The 17,886-nt window shown below is 74.2% G+C and carries 13 protein-coding genes; 4 read left to right on the top strand and 9 right to left on the bottom strand.

The features are described 5' to 3' along the window. Nucleotides 1-430: 430 nt before the first annotated feature. Nucleotides 431-1,597 (bottom strand): glutamate--cysteine ligase, encoded by a 1,167-nt coding sequence (locus FXF68_RS39120; RefSeq protein ID WP_148767877.1) that lies wholly within the window; start codon nucleotides 1,595-1,597, stop codon nucleotides 431-433. A gap of 483 nt (nucleotides 1,598-2,080) precedes the next feature. Between FXF68_RS39120 and FXF68_RS39115 the strand changes: the two genes are divergently transcribed. Together FXF68_RS39115 and FXF68_RS39110 are read left to right on the top strand one after the other, a co-directional pair. Then, entirely contained in the window at nucleotides 2,081-3,328 is a 1,248-nt protein-coding gene (locus tag FXF68_RS39115) for a D-alanyl-D-alanine carboxypeptidase family protein (protein WP_246179191.1), read from the top strand. Nucleotides 3,329-3,536: 208 nt separating this feature from the next. Further along, nucleotides 3,537-3,965: a nuclear transport factor 2 family protein gene (locus tag FXF68_RS39110; RefSeq protein WP_148767876.1), complete on the top strand. Its 429-nt coding sequence runs from the start codon at nucleotides 3,537-3,539 to the stop codon at nucleotides 3,963-3,965. Here the strand turns inward: FXF68_RS39110 and FXF68_RS39105 are convergent. From FXF68_RS39105 to FXF68_RS39090, 4 genes are all read right to left on the bottom strand, one after another. Continuing rightward, a complete protein-coding gene (locus FXF68_RS39105; RefSeq protein ID WP_222870304.1) occupies nucleotides 3,935-5,134 on the bottom strand; it encodes a YihY/virulence factor BrkB family protein in 1,200 nt (399 codons plus the stop codon). The genes FXF68_RS39110 and FXF68_RS39105 overlap by 31 nt on opposite strands. A gap of 96 nt (nucleotides 5,135-5,230) precedes the next feature. Then, nucleotides 5,231-5,758: a 2'-5' RNA ligase family protein gene (locus FXF68_RS39100; protein ID WP_148767875.1), complete on the bottom strand. Its 528-nt coding sequence runs from the start codon at nucleotides 5,756-5,758 to the stop codon at nucleotides 5,231-5,233. 133 nt (nucleotides 5,759-5,891) lie between these two features. Then, nucleotides 5,892-6,974, bottom strand: a complete 1,083-nt coding sequence (gene trpS, locus FXF68_RS39095; RefSeq protein ID WP_148767966.1) for a tryptophan--tRNA ligase — start codon at nucleotides 6,972-6,974, stop codon at nucleotides 5,892-5,894. An 18-nt stretch (nucleotides 6,975-6,992) separates the two neighbouring features. Continuing rightward, nucleotides 6,993-8,078, bottom strand: coding sequence for a hemolysin family protein (locus FXF68_RS39090; protein WP_246179190.1), 1,086 nt, complete (start codon nucleotides 8,076-8,078; stop codon nucleotides 6,993-6,995). Nucleotides 8,079-8,159: 81 nt separating this feature from the next. On the opposite strand from FXF68_RS39090, the gene galE reads away from it, so the two are divergent. Then, nucleotides 8,160-9,113 (top strand): UDP-glucose 4-epimerase GalE, encoded by a 954-nt coding sequence (gene galE / locus FXF68_RS39085; protein WP_148767874.1) that lies wholly within the window; start codon nucleotides 8,160-8,162, stop codon nucleotides 9,111-9,113. Further along, nucleotides 9,089-10,276: a galactokinase gene (gene galK / locus FXF68_RS39080; protein WP_246179189.1), complete on the top strand. Its 1,188-nt coding sequence runs from the start codon at nucleotides 9,089-9,091 to the stop codon at nucleotides 10,274-10,276. Before galE ends, galK begins: the two co-directional genes overlap by 25 nt. Here galK and FXF68_RS39075 read toward each other — a convergent pair. The 4 genes from FXF68_RS39075 to FXF68_RS39060 form a co-directional block, all read right to left on the bottom strand. Continuing rightward, nucleotides 10,251-12,953: a hypothetical protein gene (locus tag FXF68_RS39075; protein ID WP_148767873.1), complete on the bottom strand. Its 2,703-nt coding sequence runs from the start codon at nucleotides 12,951-12,953 to the stop codon at nucleotides 10,251-10,253. The two genes, galK and FXF68_RS39075, sit on opposite strands and share 26 nt — an antisense overlap. Next, nucleotides 12,950-14,767, bottom strand: coding sequence for an HSP90 family protein (locus FXF68_RS39070; RefSeq protein ID WP_148767872.1), 1,818 nt, complete (start codon nucleotides 14,765-14,767; stop codon nucleotides 12,950-12,952). The genes FXF68_RS39075 and FXF68_RS39070 overlap by 4 nt, the downstream gene beginning before the upstream one ends. A 118-nt stretch (nucleotides 14,768-14,885) precedes the next feature. Next, entirely contained in the window at nucleotides 14,886-17,522 is a 2,637-nt protein-coding gene (locus FXF68_RS39065; RefSeq protein ID WP_148767871.1) for an ATP-binding protein, read from the bottom strand. A gap of 1 nt (nucleotide 17,523) precedes the next feature. Then, entirely contained in the window at nucleotides 17,524-17,826 is a 303-nt protein-coding gene (locus FXF68_RS39060) for a trypco2 family protein (protein WP_187438339.1), read from the bottom strand. Between the last annotated feature and the right edge of the window lie 60 nt (nucleotides 17,827-17,886).

The raw sequence follows: 17,886 nt of genomic DNA, 5'->3' as shown, positions 1-17,886 counted from the left end.
GCCGGTCACGGTCTCGTCGGCCGGGTCCTGCGCGGCGAGCGTCTCGGCGGCTTCCCCCGCCGCCGTGCCGCGCGTCCCCGTGCCGTGCGATCCGGTGCCGTGGGCCTCGGTGCCGCGGGCCGCCGGGCCGGTCGGCCCCGAGGCGGCGGGCGGTTCAAGGCCGGGCATCACCCCGGGTGCCGGGTGTGGTGTCATGTGCGCCCCCTGTGCGACGGCGGAGCCGAAGGGTCTCCGCCCGGTGGTGTCGGTGTTCGCGGTGTCGGTGCCCGCCGTGCCGGTGCTCGCCGTGTCGGTGTCCGCTTCGGCGCCCGCGTCCCGGCCCGCCCCGCGGCCGGTGTCGAGCCCTGTCTCACGTCCTGCCTGGCGTCGTGCATCGCGTCCGGGCTCGCGGCCCGCGTCACCTGGGTCGGGCCCCCGTCCGGCCGGGTCCTCACGCTCCGGCATGTGCGACCTCCCCCAGTGTGACGAACCTGTCCTCCGCGAGCTCCGTGATCGCGGCGTCGACGATGTTCTCCAGCGTGCCGCCCTCGGCGCGGATCGCGCGCTGCCGCTCGTACGGCGCCCCGTGTTCCAGTACCTCCCCCGCGACCTTGAGCTCCTCGGCGCAGCCGAGCCGGTCGGCGACGGGCTCCAGTTCCCTGATCAGCTCGTAGAGGTCGTCCCGCAGCGGGGCGGTGCTCCCGGAGTCGTCGGTGATCACGATGGCGTCGAGCCCGTACCTGGTGGCGCGCCACTTGTTGTCGCGGACGACCCACGCGGCCGGCCGGGGCAGCGTGTACCCGCGGTCGAGCTGCTGCTCGAACAGCGTGACCAGGCTCTGGCACAGTGCCACCGCCATGCCGACCTCGCGCATGGTGGGGATCCCGTCGAACATCCTGATCTCGACCGTGCCGAAGTCGGGATGCGGGCGGATGTCCCACCACACCTCTTTGATGCTCCTTATGGTTCCCGAACGCAGGAGCGTGTCCATGTAATCCTCGAACGCGGCCCAGTCGTCCAGCAGGTGGGGCGGGCCGGCGGTCGGGAGCTGGCCGAACACGATCGCCCGGCTGGACGCGAGACCCGTGTCGCTGCCCTTCCAGAACGGGCTGGACGCGGTGAGCGCGAGGAAGTGCGGCAGGTAGGCCGACAGGGCGTTCACGATCGGGATCGCCCTGGCGCCGTCGGAGACGCCGACGTGCACGTGGACGCCGAACGTCTGGATGCGGCGGGCGAGCCACTGCATCTCCTCGATCAGCTCGGCGTAGCGCCGGGTGGGCGCCATGACCGCGTCCCGCCAGTCGCTGATCGGGTGGGTGCCGGTGCAGGCCAGCGCGATGCCGCGGTCGGCGGCGGCGCCTCGGAGGGCGGTGAGGGTGCCGGCGAGGTCGGCCTTGGCCTCGGCGACGGTGTGCCGGATCCCGGTCACGACCTCGACCGTGGACTCCATCAGCTCGTGCCGGACGGGCGGGTTGTCGCCGTTCTCGCTGAGCGACGGCAGGGCGGCGAGCACCTCGCGTGCGTCCTGCCGCAGGTGCCTGGTCTCCGCATCGACGAGCTGGATCTCCCACTCGACGCCCAGCGTCGCCCCGTCCGATGCGTTGAAGTCAATGGCCACGGCCAACCTCCGTCCACAATCCTTGCAGGTCGTTGCGTGGCACGTGGCGCAATTCAGCCAGCGGGTCCCTAAGCCTGGACAAACGCCGGTCCAGGTCACGTGTTCGTTCCATGATGGCGTCCGTGCTCCCCGCCCTGCCGGGTCTCATGCCCTTTGCGGATCAATTGACTCATGCGGAGGGTCGGCGGGCATCCCGTGCCATACTTTTCGGTCATTGATCTTGTCTGGGGCACCATCCGATCGAACTAGTCAGTGCGTCCCAAAATACCTGCGGCGACTAAGCGTAACGGATAGGGGGCGTCCGTTACATACCGTGCATCACCGGAGTGCGCCCGGCGTCGCGTACGTCCCGCGCTTGCCGTGTTCACGTTCGGGTACCCCTTCGCCGGATACGTCGCCTAGTCTTCGGGGGGAGTCATGGGCGGTACGCGCATGCGCGTGGGGAGCGAACGGGCTTCCACGGGATCGAGGAGCGTCGGAAGCTTGCGAGCAGAGCGACGGGAGCGGACGAGCGTCCGCCGCGCCGTGACGATGATCACCGTGCCGCTGACCGCGGTCGCGCTGTCCGCGGGGCCCGTCCTCGTGGCGGCGCCCGCCACCGCGGCGCCCGCGGCCGACCCGGCGGGCCCGCTCGGCGGCCCGCAGCTCGCCGGCCGCGGCGTCGTCGTCAACCGCGCGCCCGGCGTGCCCGCCCTGCCGAAGATCAACGCGGGCTCCTATGTCGTCGCGGACGCCGACACCGGCGACGTCCTCGCCGCCAAGGACGCGCACGGCCAGTACCTCCCGGCCAGCACGATCAAGACGCTGACCGCGCTGGCGCTCATCCCGAGGCTGGACGCCGCGCGCCTCGTCCGGCCGTCGCAGCACGCCTGCGACGTGGAGGGCACCAAGGTCGGGCTGACCCCGAAGATGCAGTACAAGGTCTCCGACCTGTTCCACGCGATGCTGATGATGTCGGCCAACGACGCCGCGATGACGCTCGCGGAGGCGAACGGCGGCATGCGCAAGACGCTCGCCGACATGAACGCCGAGGCCAAGCGGATCAATGCGCACGACACCCTGGCCGGGTCGCCGAACGGGCTCGACACCGACCTCGGGCTGAACGTCCGCACCCAGCACACGTCGGCGTACGACCTGGCGCTCGTCCTGCGCGAGGGGATGCGGAACCCGGCCTACCTCTCCTACATGCGGGCGATCGACTTCAAGTTCCCGGCTCCGCCGAGCAAGAAGGAGCTCAAGAAGGGCAAGAAGGTCGGCGGGTACCCGATCCACACCCACAACCACATGCTGCCGGGCGAGCGCGAGGCGTACGCCGGGATGATCGGCGGCAAGAACGGCTACACGGTCGCCGCGCAGCAGACGTTCGTCGCCGAGGCGCGGCGCGGCGGGCACACGGTCGTGATCGCGCTGATGAAGGCGGACCGGCCGCCGTCCCCGTACGCGGCCAAGCTGCTCGACTGGGGCTTCGCGGCGCGCGGCAAGGTGCAGCCGGTGGGCGTCCTCGTCGCGCCCGGCACGCCGAAGAGCTCGGAGAAGGACCGCGCCGACGGCATGCTGCCGGACGAGCCGCTCGCGTCCGACAGCACGCACCGGGCGTGGCTGCTCGTCGGCGGCGGGACGGTGGGCGCGCTGCTCGCGATCCTCGTCCTGTTCGTGGTGCTGCGGCGGCGCAGGCGGCTTGAGGGCCTGCGGTACCGCTCGGCCGCGACCCCCGACGACCCCGGTCACTGATCGTGGTCGCTGAGGCCGGTCGCTGAGGCCGGTCGCTGAGGCCGGTCGCTGAGGCCGGTCGCTGAGGCCGGTCGCTGCGCCCGTATCGGTCGCTCGACCTGCGGTAAAGGTTCGCTCTGGGCGTCGTCGGGCGCTGGTCCGCGCGTCCGGGCGGGCTTACGCTCGCGGTGGCGGAAGGCGCGAGGGGAAGCGCGGAGGGAAGCCCGGCATGTCCGACATGTACGTCTCCACATCCGGCGCGCCCGCGCTCGAACATCCGAACGTCGCGCTGCTGAAGGACGGCTACACCGCCTTCGCCAAGGGCGACATGGGCCTCATCCGCGGGCTGCTCGCCGACGACGTCGTGCACCGCGTCCCGGGGAACGGGCCGCTCGCCGGGGAGTACCGGACGCCCGCCGAGGTGCTCGGCTTCTACGTCCGCCTGTTCGAGCTGTCCGGCGGGACGTTCCGCGCCGAGCCGTACGCGGTGATGGCGAACGAGGAGTACGGGGCGGCGCTCGTCCAGACCTACGCGGAGCGGCCGGGGCGCGTCCTCGACGGCCGCGCCGTCGACCTGTTCCGCATCGCGGACGGCCGGATCACCGAGATCCGGACGCTGGCCGAGGATCAGTACGCCGACGACGCCTTCTGGTCCTGACCGGGCGTCGGCCGCCGCCCCGTCCCCGTCGGCTTCACCCCGGCCGGTCCCGCCCCGGTCGCCGGTTTCGGCCCGCCCGGCTCCGCCTCGGTCGCCGGTTTCGCCTCGATCGATTTCGTCCCGGCCGCCGGTTTCGGCCCCGCTGATTTCGACTCAGCTGGCTTCGGCTCGGCCGGCTTCTGCTCAGCGGGTTTCGGTGGGGACGGTTCCTCCGCCTCCGCCAGCGCGTTGACGTCCGCTCCGGGCGCGGCCTCGGCGTCGGCGGTGAGGACGACGCGGCGGGTCGCCGTCCACGCGGCGACGAACAGCACGAACCGGGACACCAGGTTGATCCACACCATCAGCCCGACGAGGACGGCGAACGCGCCGTAGACGGGGTTTCCGGTCGTCCGGGCGAGGAGCAGCGAGGCGATCTGCTTGAGGACCTCGAAGCCGACCGCGCCGAACAGCGCGCCGCGGATGATCCGCCGCCACGGCGCCCGCGTCCCGGACAGCCGGGTGAACAGCACCAGGAAGATCACGGTGTTGAACGCGGTCGCGCAGGCGAGCGACAGCAGCCGCAGCGCGGTGCCCGCGCCGGGGACGTCCTCCAGCCCGACCCAGCCGAGGACGGTGTGCGTCGCCGACGTCGTGACCGTCGAGACGGCCATCCCGCAGATCAGCACGACGCCGAGGAAGGCGAGGACGGCCAGGTCCCACACCCGCTTGACGGCGAAGTTCCCGCCGCCGCCCGGCTCGTACCCCCACATGTCGCGCAGCGCCTCGCGGAGCACCTGCACCCAGCCCTGCCCGGTGACGAGCAGCGCGGCGAGCCCGATGATCCCGACCGTCGTCTTGGACTGCGCGATCTGCTCGACCTGGAGGTCCTCGGAGAGGCCGGGGAGCAGCGAGTTCACCGCCCGGACGAAGTAGTCGCGCGCCTCGTTGCTGATCCCGACGAGGTAGCCGAGCAGCGCGTACGCGAGCGCCAGCAGCGGGAAGAACGACAGGAAGCCGTAGCAGGTCAGGGCGGCGGCGAGCCGGTCGCCGCGGCGCTCCCGGTAGCGTTGCAGCGCCCTGCCCTGGTGATCGACCCAGCGCCACCGCGCGCGGGCCGCCCGCAGCGCGTCCTTCGCGCCGCCGAACAGAGCGTCGGCCTTCCGCTGGACCCCGCTGATCGCCTGGCGCATGTCGGCAACGTACCCCGATGCGGTAACTCGATGCGGCAGACCGTAATCGAGTGGTAAACGACCGTGGGTGACCAGCGCGGACGGGTCCCGGCGGGATCAGCCGCCGAAGACGAAGTCGCGCTGGGGACGCCACACGCCGTCCAGCCCGTGCTCGTACAGGGCGAAGCCCCACACGTCGAAGTCGGCGCTGTAGGACGCCAGGTCCTTGAACGCGCGGTCCATGACGTCGTCCGGGAGGTGGTGGGCGATCGTCACGTGCGGGTGGTACGGGAACGGCAGCGGGCGCGCCAGCGGCCCCGACAGAACCCTCGCCTGGACGCGCTCGCAGCCGCCGATTCCTTCGGCGAGCGCGACGAACACGACCGGTGACACGGGTCGGAACGTTCCGCTGCCGCGGAGCTTGATCTGGAACGGACGCTCGGTGCGCGCGATCTCCCTCAGGTGCTCCTCGATGGCGGCGAGCTCGGCGTCGCCGACCTCGGTCGGCGGCAGCAGCGTGATGTGCGTCGGGATGGCGTGCGCCATCGGATCGCCGAACGAGGCCCGCCTGGCCTGGAGGAACGCGCCGTGCGGGTCGGGGATCGGAATGGCGACGCCGATCGCGCGGACGCCCTCGCCGGGCACGGGGGGCGCGGCGGCCGCGGAGGGCGCCTCGTTCGGGCCCTCCGCTGCCGCGTCGCGGGGCGTCCCGGTGGGTGCGGGGGGCGTCCCGGTGGGTGCGGGGGGTCGCCCCCCCGCATCGTCGCGCGCCGGACGGTCAGCGGCCACGTCCCACGAATCCCACCCGTTCGCGCACGGTCTCCATCGTCCGCGCGGCGACCTCGGACGCGCGGTCCGCGCCCCGCCGCAGCAGCTCGTCGAGGTGCCGCTCGTCGTCCAGCAGCGTGAGCGTGCGCTCCCTGATCGGCGCGAAGGTGTCGAGGACGACCTGCGCGAGGTCCTTCTTGAACTGCCCGTAGCCGGAGCCCGCGTAGCGCTTCTCCAGGTCGGGGACGGAGGCGCCGTCCAGCGCGGAGAAGATCCGCAGCAGGTTGGTGACCCCGGCCTTCTTCTCCTCGTCGTAGACGACCTCGGAGCCGGTGTCGGTGACCGCGCGCATGATCTTCTTGCGCATCGGGCCGGGCTCCTCCAGGACGTCGATGATCCCCTGCGGGGAGGACGCCGACTTGCTCATCTTGGCGTCCGGCTCCTGGAGGTCGGTGATCTTCGCGGCGCCGGGCGGGATGTGCGCCTCGGGCAGCACGAACGTGTCGCCGAACCGGTGGTTGAAGCGCTGCGCGAGCGTCCGGGTCAGCTCCAGGTGCTGGCGCTGGTCCTCGCCGACGGGGACGCGCAGCGCCCGCTCGCCCTCGCCCGGCTCGGGCGAGTACAGCAGGATGTCGGCGGCCTGGAGGATCGGGTAGGTGAACAGGCCGACGCTCGTCCCGCTCGTGCCCTGCTTGGACGACTTGTCCTTGAACTGGGTCATCCGCCCGGCCTCGCCGAACCCGGTGAGGCAGCCGAGCACCCAGGCCAGCTCCGTGTGCTCCGGGACGTGGCTCTGCACGAACACCGTGGCGCGGTCGGGGTCGAGGCCCATCGCGAAGAGCTGGGCGGCGGCGACCAGCGTCCGGCGGCGCAGCACGGCGGGGTCGTGCTCGATCGTGATCGCGTGCAGGTCGACCACGCAGTAGAAGGCGTCGTGCGTGTCCTGCATGGCGACCCACTGCCGCAACGCGCCCAGGTAGTTGCCGAGGTGGAACGAGTCGGCGGTGGGCTGGATGCCGGACAGCACGCGCGGGGTGAGCGCGCCGCCGGGCCGGGACGCGCCGGGAGCGGCGGGGCTGGACGCTTCGGACATGTGCACGGACCGATTCTCTCAGGCGCCGCCCGAGGCGCCGCCGCGGGTGGCCCCACCAGGCGCCCGGCCCGCCGCCCGCCCGCCCGCGCCGCCGGTCGCGGGACCGGTGGCGGAGCCGGAGGCGGCCGGGCCCGTGCCGGCGGGACCGGTCGCGGCCTGGCCGGTGGCGGCGGGGCCGACGGCCGCCCGCGGGGTCGCGGGCGGGGTGCCGGGCGGCGCCGTCACGGTCTGCGGCGGCGTCGCCCGCGGGGTGACGCGCACGCGGGCCACCCGGCGGCCGTCCATCCGGGCCACCGCGAGGCGGTGCCCGGCGGCGTCCACCGAGTCGCCCTCGGCGGGCACGCGGCGGAGCACCGCCATGATGTGCCCGGCGACCGTCTCGTAGGGCCCGGCGGGCAGCCGGATGCCGGTCTCGGCGGCGAAGTCGTCGAGGTTGAGCAGGCCGTCGACCTCGACCACGCCGCCGTGCAGGCGCCGCGCCTGCGCGTCCTGGACATCATATTCGTCGCGGATGTCGCCGATGAGCTCCTCCACGAGGTCCTCCAGGGTGACGATCCCGGCCACGCCGCCGTACTCGTCCATGACGATCGCCAGGTGGCAGCCCTCGCGGCGCATCTCCGACAGCGCGGGCAGGACCCGCTTGGACGGCGGCAGGAACTTCACCGGCCGCACCAGCTCGCCGACCGGGGCGTCCGCCGCGGGCGGGTCGGGGGCGAGCAGGTCGCGGATGTGGACGAACCCGATCACCTCGTCGTGCGAGTCGCGGCAGACCGGGAACCGGGAGTGCGGGCTCCCGGCGGCGGCCCGCGCGGCGTCGGACAGCGGTTGCGCGGCGTCCAGGAACACCACCTCGGTGCGCGGGACGAGCACCTCCCGCAGCGGCCGCTCCCCCGCCGCGAACACCTCCTCGATCAGGGCGCGCTCGTCCGGGGTGAGCTGGGTGTTCCGGGCGACGAGGGCCCGCATCCGCTCGGCGGTCAGCTCCTCGCGGAGCGCGTCCGGGTCGGCGCCCGAGAGCCGCACGACGAGGTCGGCCGCGCCCGACAGCAGCCACAGCAGCGGCCGCGCGGCTCCCCGGGGCCGCCGCGACGGCGTCCTGTCCATGAGTTCAGCGTTCCCCGTCCCGTGTTGCGGATAGCCTGGCCTGACCCCGCCGTAAGAGAGTCGTCTCATGGAGGTCCATTCGTGAAGCTGCTCGTCACCGGAGGCGCCGGCTACATCGGCAGCGTCGTCTCCGCTCTTCTCCTGGAGGCGGGGCACGAGGTCGTCGTGCTCGACGACCTGTCCACCGGGCACGAGGACGCGGTGCCGGACGGCGCCCGGCTGGTGCGCGGCACGCTCCGCGACACGGCGGCGGACGTCCTCGCGGGCGCCGGGTTCGACGCCGTCCTGCACTTCGCCGCGAAGTCCCTGGTCGGCGAGTCGGTGCGGAACCCCGGCCTGTACTGGGACAAGAACCTCGGCGAGTCGCTGGCCCTGCTGGACGCGATGCGCGTCGCGGGCGTCCCGCGGATCGTGTTCTCGTCCACGGCCGCGACGTACGGCGAGCCGGAGTCGACGCCGATCCTGGAGACCGACCCGACCCGTCCGACGAACCCGTACGGGGCGTCGAAGCTGGCGATCGACACGACCCTCGCCGAGTACGCGCGGCTGCACGGCCTCGGCGGCGTCTCGCTGCGGTACTTCAACGTGGCGGGCGCCTACGGGCGGCACGGCGAGCGGCACACGGTCGAGACGCACCTGATCCCGAACGTGCTGAAGATCGCCCAGGGGGACGGCGACGCCGTGAAGATGTTCGGCGACGACTACCCGACGCCGGACGGGACGTGCATCCGCGACTACATCCATGTGACCGACCTCGGCCGTGCCCACCTGCTCGCGCTGGACGCGGCCGCGCCCGGCTCCCACCAGATCTTCAACCTCGGCAGCGGGACGGGCAACTCCGTCCGCGAGGTCGTCGAGGCGTGCCGCGAGGTGACCGGCCGGGAGATCCCGACCGAGGTGGCGCCGCGCCGCGACGGCGACCCGGCGGTGCTGGTCGCCTCCTCCGAGAAGATCCGCGCCGAGCTCGGCTGGAAGCCCGAGCGGGACCTGCGCACCATGATCGACGACGCGTGGACGTTCCTGCGCTCCCGCTGACCGGGGCGCTCGAAACGGCGTTCGCGGAGGCGTTCGGGCGCGCGCCCGAGGGCGTCTGGCGGGCGCCGGGACGGGTGAACCTGATCGGCGAGCACACCGACTACAACGACGGGCTCGTCCTGCCGTTCGCCATTTCCCAAGGGATTTCGGTGGCGGGGGCGCGGCGCGACGACGGCGTGGTCGAGGTCCGGTCGCGGCAGGCCGCGACCGCGGTGTCCGCGCCCGTCGACGGCGGGACGGTCGCGTCCGAGGGCTGGCCCGCCGACCGCGCGTGGGCCGCGTACCCGGTCGGCGTCGCGCGGGTGCTGCGCGAGCGCGGGACGGGCGGCGCGTCCCTGCTGATCGACTCCGACCTGCCGCAGGGCGCGGGCATGGCGTCGTCGGCGGCGCTGGAATGCGCGACCGCGCTGGCGCTGTGCGACCTGCACGGGGTGCGGATCGACCGTCCCGAGCTGGCCCGGCTGGCGCAGCGCGCCGAGAACGAGCAGGCCGGAAGCCCCTGCGGGCCGATGGACCAGGCGGCGTCCCTGCTCTGCGGGGCCGGGCACGCGCTGCTGCTCGACTGCCGCAGCGGGCTGTCGTCGCGCGTCCCGTTCGACCCGGCCGCCGCCGGGCTGGCGCTCCTCGTCGTCGACACCCGCGCCGCGCACGCGCTGACCGGCGGCGAGTACGGGCGCCGCCGCGCCGAGTGCGAGGAGGCGGCCGCGCTGCTCGGCGTCCCCGCGCTCCGCGACGTGACGGACCTGCCCGCCGCGCTCGGCGCGCTCCGCGACCCGGTGCTGCGGCGGCGCGTCCAGCACGTCGTGACCGAGAACCACCGGGTCGAGGCCGCCGTGGGCCTGCTCCGCGCCGGGGCCGTCGCCGAGCTGGGCGCGATGCTGAACGCCTCGCACCTGTCGCTGCGCGACCAGTTCGAGGTGTCCTGGCCCGCGGCGGACGCGGCCGTCGACGCCGCGCTGCGCGCCGGGGCGCGCGGCGCGCGCATGATCGGCGGCGGGTTCGGCGGGTCGGTGCTCGTCCTCGCCCCGGCGGGCCGGGCCGACCGGGTGAGGGACGCCGTCGCCGCCGCCTACGACCGGCGCGGCTGGGCGTCCCCCCGGTTCATCGACGCCGTCCCGGCGGGGGGCGCGGAACGTCTCAGTCCTCCGCCAGCGCTGCCCTGATGTCGTCGCGGAGGGTCGCGGCCTCCTCGGCGGGGCCGGTCTCGTCCAGGGTGGTGAAGCCGTCCACGGCGGCGGACGCGTGCTCGGCCGCCTCCTGGAGCCGTCCCGCCTGGGCGAGGATGCGGGCCTGGTCGTAGGACAGCAACGCCGTCTCCCAGACGCGGGCGGGCTCGTTGTCGGCGGGCAGCCCGGCCAGCGCGGCGCGGGCCGTCTCCGCCGCCGTGACGGCGCCCTCGCGGTCGCCGGTCCACAGCAGGCACATCGCGTACCGGCGGCGGGTCCGGACGACGCCGTACGGGTCGCCCGCCTTCTCGTACGCGGCGGCCGCCTCGGCGTACCGCTCGGCGGCCTGGGCGTCGCGGTCGAGGTCGGTCAGGACGTCGGCGGCCTCGTTGAGGAAGTGCGCGACGGCGTCCGGACGCCCGGCCTCGGCGGCGTCCCTGGCGAGCGCCTCGAACGACGCGGCGGCGTCCGCCTCGCGCAGCTCCTTCTGCGCGTGCGCGAGGATCAGGCGGCAGCGGCGCTCCGCGTCGGGGTCGCCCGCGTCCACGAACCCGGGCAGCGCGGGCAGCGCCTCCTCGGCGGCCTCCGCCGCCTCCAGGTGCCGGCCGGTCGACAGGTAGGCGGCGGCGAGGTCGACCCGCAGGTGGACGGCCCGCATCGGCATGCCCTCGGCCGTCCAGCCCGCGATGCCCTCGACCAGGTCGGGGATCGCGTCGCCCGGACGGTCCCGGGCCAGCAGTGCCAGCCCCCGCTCGGTGTGCGCCGCCGCACGCATCGGGGACGGCCCCGCGAGCGCGCCGAGCGCCTCGTCGAACAGCGCGAACGTCTCCTCGTCCGCGCCGCCCTCGCGGCGGGCGAGCGTGCGGGCGAGCAGCAGCGCGGGCGCGGCGACCTCCTCCCGGTCCTCGGACCGGCGCGCCTCCCCGGCCGATTTGCGCAGCGCGGCGACCGCGTCGTCCACCTGCCCGGACATCAGCAGCGCCTGCGCGCGGACGAACCAGTACTCGCCCGCCCGGTCGGCGCCCTCCTCGTCCAGGACGACCCGGTCGAGCACGGCGAGCGCCTCGGCGGGCCGCTCAAGCTCCACGTGCGCGGTCGCGAGCCGGAGGAGCGTGCCGATCGTGTCGCCCTCCCCGCTCGGGTTCGCCACGAAGTACTCGGCGGCGGCGGCCATGTCGGCCAGGCCGCGCCCCTCGCCCGCCTTCGCGCGCATCGCGCCGAGACGGCTGAGCACGCGGTGCCGGTTCGCCTCGTCGCCCAGCTCGGCGAACCGCGCGAGCGCCCGCTCCCAGCAGTCGACGGCGGCCTGGTCGCGGTTGGCCACGGCGTGCTGGACGCCTTCGCCGTCCAGGCGGCGGGCCCGTTGCAGCGGCGTCGGCTCGGCCGTCTCGGCGAGGACGTCGAACCGCCGCCACGCCGCCATCGCGCGGTCCAGGCCGGGACGGTTGCGCCGCGCGTCGGCGATGCCGAGCAGCGCGTCGAAGTCGTCGATCGAGGCGAGGTCGTCGCCGGGCCCGCCCTGCGGGACGCTCTCCGCCTTCGGCGCGGGCGCCGGGCGCCGGTGGTGCGCGGCCAGCGGGACGTAGTCGAAGACCTCCTCGCCCGCCAGCGTCGCGCGCACCTTGTCGCCCTGGCAGGACGTCCCGTTCCGGGCGTCGAACCGGGCGGCCAGCTCGGTCGCGCGCTCCGCCAGCTCGGCCCGCAGCTCCGGCACCGGCACGTCCGCCGCCGGGCCGTCCTGGGCGGCGCGCCGCCGGACGGTCAGCCCGCCGTGCCCCGCCGCCTCCACCCGCGCGAGGACGAGCGCCGCCGCCGCGCAGAACTCCATCTCCGCGTGCGTGCTCGGCGCCTTGTCGAGCCACCCGACGTGCCGCTGGAGGATCTCCAGCCCGCGCGCCTCGTTGCCGGTGACCGCGCAGAACTCCAGGTGCTCGGCGATGTCGCCGAGGTCGGCGAGGCGTCCCCGGTGGACCCGGTAGGCGCGGCGGTGCGCGTCGGCGGCCTGCTCGGGGCGGTCCGTCCGCAGGTAGACGGGCAGGAGCGTCGTCTGCATCGACTGCGGCTGCTCGTTGCAGGACAGCCGCGCGCTCAGCACCGGCGCCGCCACCTCGAACGCCTCCTCGTACCGGCCGGCCTCCACCAGATGGCGGGCCATGCCGGTCGGGTCGCAGCCCTCGCAGTCGGACAGCTCGTCCCGCTCGGCCGCGCGCCACTTCGTGTACCACTCGTCCGCCGAGCCGTCGCCGACGTGCCGCGCCACGATGTTGCGGTAGTGGTAGACGGCCTGGAGGCTGTGCCCGCCCGCCTTGTAGCGGCGCTCCATGTCGTCCAGGACGGCGTAGGCGCGGTCGAGCGGGATCTCCGGGAACAGGGTCAGGGAGCTGACGGCCGCCTTCATCTGCCACATCAGCCCGTGCGTCTCGTCGAACCGGGCCGGGTCGCGGTCGTGGTCGGCGAGCGTCCGGCTGAACGTCGCGAACGCCTTCAGCGGCTCGCCGCCGTACCGGTACGCGTTGGTCAGCCGGACCCGGACCTGGAACGCAAGGACCTCGTCGCCCGCCGCCTCCGCGCGGCGGAGCGCGTCCTCGACGAGGACGGTCCGGGCCTCGCCGTAGGGCAGTTCCGCCGCCCGGCCCATCAGGGCGGCGACGTCTTCGCTGGGATCGCTGGTCACTCGGGAGCCTCCGGGGAGTGGACGGCCCATTCCAGCAGGCCGATGAAGGAACGGTTCAGCACCGCCGTGTCGGCGGGCCGCAGCGGATGGTGGCCGAGCAGCAGCGCCTGCCCGTAGAGCGCCTGGACGGCCAGCTCGACCAGCTCGGTCCGGTGGGTCGTCTCCGCGCCGCCGCCGGTGTCGCCGTCGCCGAGGGACGTGACGCGCCGCGCCAGCGGGTTGCGGTAGTTCAGCACCAGTTGCGGTCGCTCCACCCCGGCGCTCGCGCCGACCGCGCCGAGGACGTCGGCCCACAGCTCGTCCGCCTCCTCCCGCGCACGCTTGAGCTCCTCGCGGAACTGCGCGTCGCGGCTGGTCAGGAACAGCGCGGGCAGCGACGCCGGGTCGAACTCGCGGACCACGACCTCGCAGCCGAGCCGCTCCACCGCGCGCTGCGCCGCCGCGATGAACGGCCGCAGCGCCAGCTCCGTCGCCGGGTCGAGGACGCCGAACGTCGTCGTCAGCTCGGCCGCCTCCAGCCGGGACAGCCGGACGTCCGGGTCGAGGTCGGGCAGCCGCTCGATGATCTCCGTGTCGTGCACGTAGCCGCCGTTGACGAGCCCGACGCCCTGCGCGCCCGCCACCGCCGACAGCCGGCGGAACTCCTCCACGCTCGCGGTGTAGCGGCCGTCCGGGTGGCGGCGGCGGAACTCGCTCAGCGTCATCGGACCGGCGGACGTCTCGTAGTCCAGCCACCGGTCGACGATCCGCAGCATCTCGTCGTCGTGCAGCGCCATCGCCTTCACGCCGAGCTGGTGCAGCCGCAGGAACGCCCGCAGCCGGGCCGGATCGGTCTCGGCGAGCCGCACGAGCCACTGCCGCAGCGCGCCGCCGAGGCCCTGCCGCGCCGAGTCGAGCAGCTCGTCCTCGTAGAGGGCCTCGCGGCTCGCGGTAGGGCGCAGCTCGCCCGCGTCCACGACGCAGCGCGCGAAGAACGCCCACTCGGGCAGCAGCCCCTCGACGCCCTCGGCCAGCAGCATCCGCTTCAGGTACACGCGGTGGGACGCGCGGGCCGCCGGGGACACCGGTTCGGGCAGGATGAACGCCACGCCCGTCAGGCCCGCCTCGGGCACCTCCAGGTCGACGACGTCGAACGGCACGAAGCCGTAGAGGTCCTCGCAGTACCGCTCCAGCGCGCGGCGGCGCGACGCCGGGTCGCGGTGCCGCACCTGCCAGGGCGGGCCGTCGCCGGTGATCGGCACGCCGTCCACGACCAGCTCCACGGGGAGCAGCGACCCGTAGACGCGGGCCAGCTCGGCCACGACCGGCGGGCTCAGCAGCTCCGCCGACCCCGGCCGGGCCCGCAGCGTGACCGTCGTGCCCGGCTCGTCGCGCTCGCCGGGCTCGACCCGGTAGCTGCCCTCGGAGCGGCCCGTCCAGCGGACGGCGCCCCGCCCGTCGCCGGGGCCCCGCGCGGACCTGGTCACGACCTCGATCTCGTCCGCGACGAGGAACGCCGACAGCAGGCCGATGCCGAACTGGCCGAGGAAGTCGTGCCGGGCGAAGCCCAGCTCGTCCCGCTTGGACGAGCGGCCGATCGTCGCGAGCAGCGTGTGGACCTCGTCGGCGGTCAGCCCGATGCCGTCGTCGTGGACGCGGAGCGTCCCGCCCGAGGTCTCGATCTCGACCCGGCCGCCGTCGCCGCCGCGCGCGGTGATCGCGTCCACCGCGTTCTGCAGCAGTTCCCGCAGGTAGACCCGCGGGCTCGCGTAGAGATGCCGGCTCAGCAGATCCACCACGCCGCGTAGATCGACCTGGAATGCCTGTTCCGCCACGGGCGCGCCTCCCCGATCACCATTCTTGGCGATCACACCCTAGCGACCGATACCGGCGCACACAGATCATTTGCCCCCTAGACCGGCCGGACGCGGGGAAGGGCTCCGAGGCCCGGCGCTAGCCCTCTCCGGGGAGGTTCGCGAGGCGTTCCCGCACTTCGCGGACCCTGCTCGGGGCGTCGATGCCGATGAGCAGATCGAGCGCCTCGGAGTAGGCGGTCCGGGCCTCGGACGGACGTCCGGCATGGCGGTGGACGTCGCCCAGAATGGTGAGCATCGTGGCCAGCCCGGCCTTTCTGCTCTCGGTCTCGCGGTGGAAGGCGACGGCGGGCCCGAGCACGTCCACGGCGTCGGCGTACCGGCCGAGACCGTCGTAGGCCAGTGCCAGATGCCAGGCGCACCAGACGACCTCGTCGCGGTCGCCGCGCCGCTCGCCCATCGCCATCGCGTGCTCCAGGACGCGGGCCGCGTCCGCGTATTGACCTAGCCGGCGGTGCGCGTCGGCGATGTGCGCGGCCAGCCAGATCTCGCCCGCCGCGTCGTCCCGCGCCCGGTAGATCGCCTGCGCCTCGGCGTAGCGGTCGAGGGCCCGCTCCGGCTGGTCGAGATCGCATTGGAAGTCGCCGAAGTGGACCAGCACCCACGCCTCCTTGCCGGGATCGTCCATGGAGCGGACGACCTCGAGCGCCCGCTCGTACAGCGGCGGCGCCTCGTCCCCGCGCCCGAGGATCCGGCGCGCCTCCGCGAGGTGGATCAGCGATCCAAGCTCCGCCGGGGCGTCCCCGCGGCGCCGCGCCGCCGCGACGGCGAGGTCCTTGACCGCCTCCATCTCCTCCCAGTGGGCGCGGTAGAACAGCAGGCCGTAGAGCGACTCCGCCATTCCGACGACGAGCTCGTCCTCCCCGGCCTCGGCGGCGGCGCGGAGGTTCGCCTGCACGTTGAGGGACTCGCCGGCGAACCACGCGATGGCCTCCGCCGGAGGCTGCTCGTGCGCGCCGGGCCGCGACATCCAGTCGCGCAGCCTGTCGCCGTACCAGGCGAGCGAGCGCCGGAACGCGGCGCGCCGGTCGGACGGCGACTCCTCGTCCGCCAGGCGCTCCCTCGCGTACAGCCGCAGGAGGTCGTGGAGCCGGTAGCGGTCCGCGCCCGAGACCTCGACCAGATGGCGGTCGGTCAGCTCGCCGAGCATGCGCTCGGCGTCCTCGTCGTCGACGCCGGCGGCGCGGGCGGCCACCCCGGCGGTGAAGTCCGCGCCCGCGAGGACGCCCAGATGGCGGAAGAGCCGCGCCGTGTCGGGCCGCAGGGACCGGTAGCTGAGTTCGAAGCTGCCGCGCACCCCCCTGTCCTCGCCTTCGAGGCGGGAAATACGCCGGTTCTCGTCCATGAGGGCGGAAAGATAGCGCGCCAGCGAACCGCGCCGCATCACGAGATGGGCGCCCGCGATGCGGATCGCCAGCGGAAGCCCGGCCAGCAGTTCGACGATCCGCTCCGCGGACGGCCGGTCGGCGGCCACGTCCGCGGGGCCGACGATCCGCTCGAACAGCCGGAGCCCGTCCGGGTCGGGCAGCGGTTCCAGGCGGAGCCGGTCGGCGCCGTCCACCGAGGCCAGCGTGCTGCGGCTGGTCACGATCACCGCCGTGCCGGGCGACTCGGGCAGCAGCGGGGCGGCCTGCCGCGCCTCGGACACGTTGTCGAGCAGCAGCAGGCACGGGCCCTGCCGCAACCGCTTCTGGTACTCGATCCGGCGCAGCCGGGGGTCGCGCGGCAGCTCGTCGCCGGACAGCCCGAACGCCGCCAGCACCTCCACCATGGCCGCGTCGGCGGTGGGCGCGGCGGCGACGTCCACCCGGATCCGCGCGTGCGTGAACGTGGCGGCGAGCCGGTGCGCCACCTCGTTGGCCAGCTCGGTCTTCCCGACCCCGGCCATCCCGTGCAGGACGACCAGCGGGCACGTCTCGGTCAGCCGGTCGGTGAGCAGGGCCTTCGCCCTCGCGATCGTCTCGTCCCGGTCGGTGAAGTCCGGCAGCGACCGGCGGAGGTTCGTGTGCCCGGACGAGAGCGCGGCGGCCGGGCGCGGAAGATCGATCAAGTGGTTCAGGCCGAGGTCGCGGCCCCAGGGCGTGCCGCGCGCGGCGTCCGCCCAGCGGTCCAGCGGGACGACGGTGAGCACCGCGTTCCCCTGGGCCGCGTGGTGCTCCGACACCACGCCCACGGCGAACGCGCCGCCCGCCGGATCCTCGGCGAACACGACGGCGCCGGACATCCCCCGCCATTCGCTCAGCCCGCGCCCGCCCGCCGGACGGGGCATCGACCTGCTCCGCAGCTCCAGCAGGTTCGCGCGCAGGTTGGAACCCGTGGGGATCTCGCCGTCCACCTGGGCGCTCTCGCGCAGCCGGACGCTCCCCGGCCGCCGCTCGCGCTCCTTCCACCGGGGGAAGCCGATCGTCCAGCAGGGGGCGAGGACGCTCGTCCGCGACCGGTCGACGCGGGCGAACCGGATCGGGGGGACGTCGACCAGCGGCGGGTCCCCCGTCACCGCCAGAAGGGCGATGTCTCCGGCTTCGTCCACCATGACCGGCTCGGCCGGATGCTCCGACTCGTCGAGCAGGCGGACGAGCAGCACCCCGGCGTCCAGGACGTTGTGCGCCGCCGACAGCACCCACCGGCGGCCGACCAGGAAGCCGGAACCGACCGTCCACCTGCCGCCGGGGCCGTGCCGCAGGACCTCGACGGCACGGTCGGTGAGCTCGGGCATCTCAGGGCTTGACGCCGAGTCCGCGGGCCACCTTGATCGGACGCCCGTCGTCGTCGCGCGGAGCCTCCAGCGTCACCGTGACGCGGTGGATCTCCTCGCGCCGGTAGGAACCGTCGCCGCCCAGCTCAACGACCCAGAATTTCGCCTTGCCCGAACCCCCGGCCTGGCGCGTGACTCCGACGTGGAATTCGAGCTGGATCTGCCCGACGTCGAAACCGAATTCCGCGCCCTCCCCCGCCTCCAATGCCTCCAGCAATTCGGCGCGGAGCGCGGCGATGCTTTCGGAAAGTCCGAGCTGCCCCATCAATTCCCCCTGTATCCGCGATTCGCCGAGGTGCGGCGGCGCTCCCCGCGACGCGGACGC

This window comes from Actinomadura decatromicini (genome assembly GCF_008121305.1).
In the GTDB taxonomy this organism is placed as follows: Bacteria; Actinomycetota; Actinomycetes; order Streptosporangiales; family Streptosporangiaceae; genus Spirillospora; species Spirillospora syzygii.
Note: the sequence above shows the minus strand (reverse complement) of the source record. Positions and strands in the feature narration are given on the sequence as shown.

Coding starts and splice junctions, on each gene's coding strand:
- FXF68_RS39105 (WP_222870304.1), bottom strand. CDS start 5,134: ATGCGCCAGGCGATCAGCGGGGTCCAGCGGAAGGCCGACGCTCTGTTC.
- FXF68_RS39090 (WP_246179190.1), bottom strand. CDS start 8,078: ATGGACAGGACGCCGTCGCGGCGGCCCCGGGGAGCCGCGCGGCCGCTG.
- FXF68_RS39060 (WP_187438339.1), bottom strand. CDS start 17,826: ATGGGGCAGCTCGGACTTTCCGAAAGCATCGCCGCGCTCCGCGCCGAA.
- FXF68_RS39065 (WP_148767871.1), bottom strand. CDS start 17,522: ATGCCCGAGCTCACCGACCGTGCCGTCGAGGTCCTGCGGCACGGCCCC.
- FXF68_RS39110 (WP_148767876.1), top strand. CDS start 3,537: ATGTCCGACATGTACGTCTCCACATCCGGCGCGCCCGCGCTCGAACAT.
- trpS (WP_148767966.1), bottom strand. CDS start 6,974: ATGTCCGAAGCGTCCAGCCCCGCCGCTCCCGGCGCGTCCCGGCCCGGC.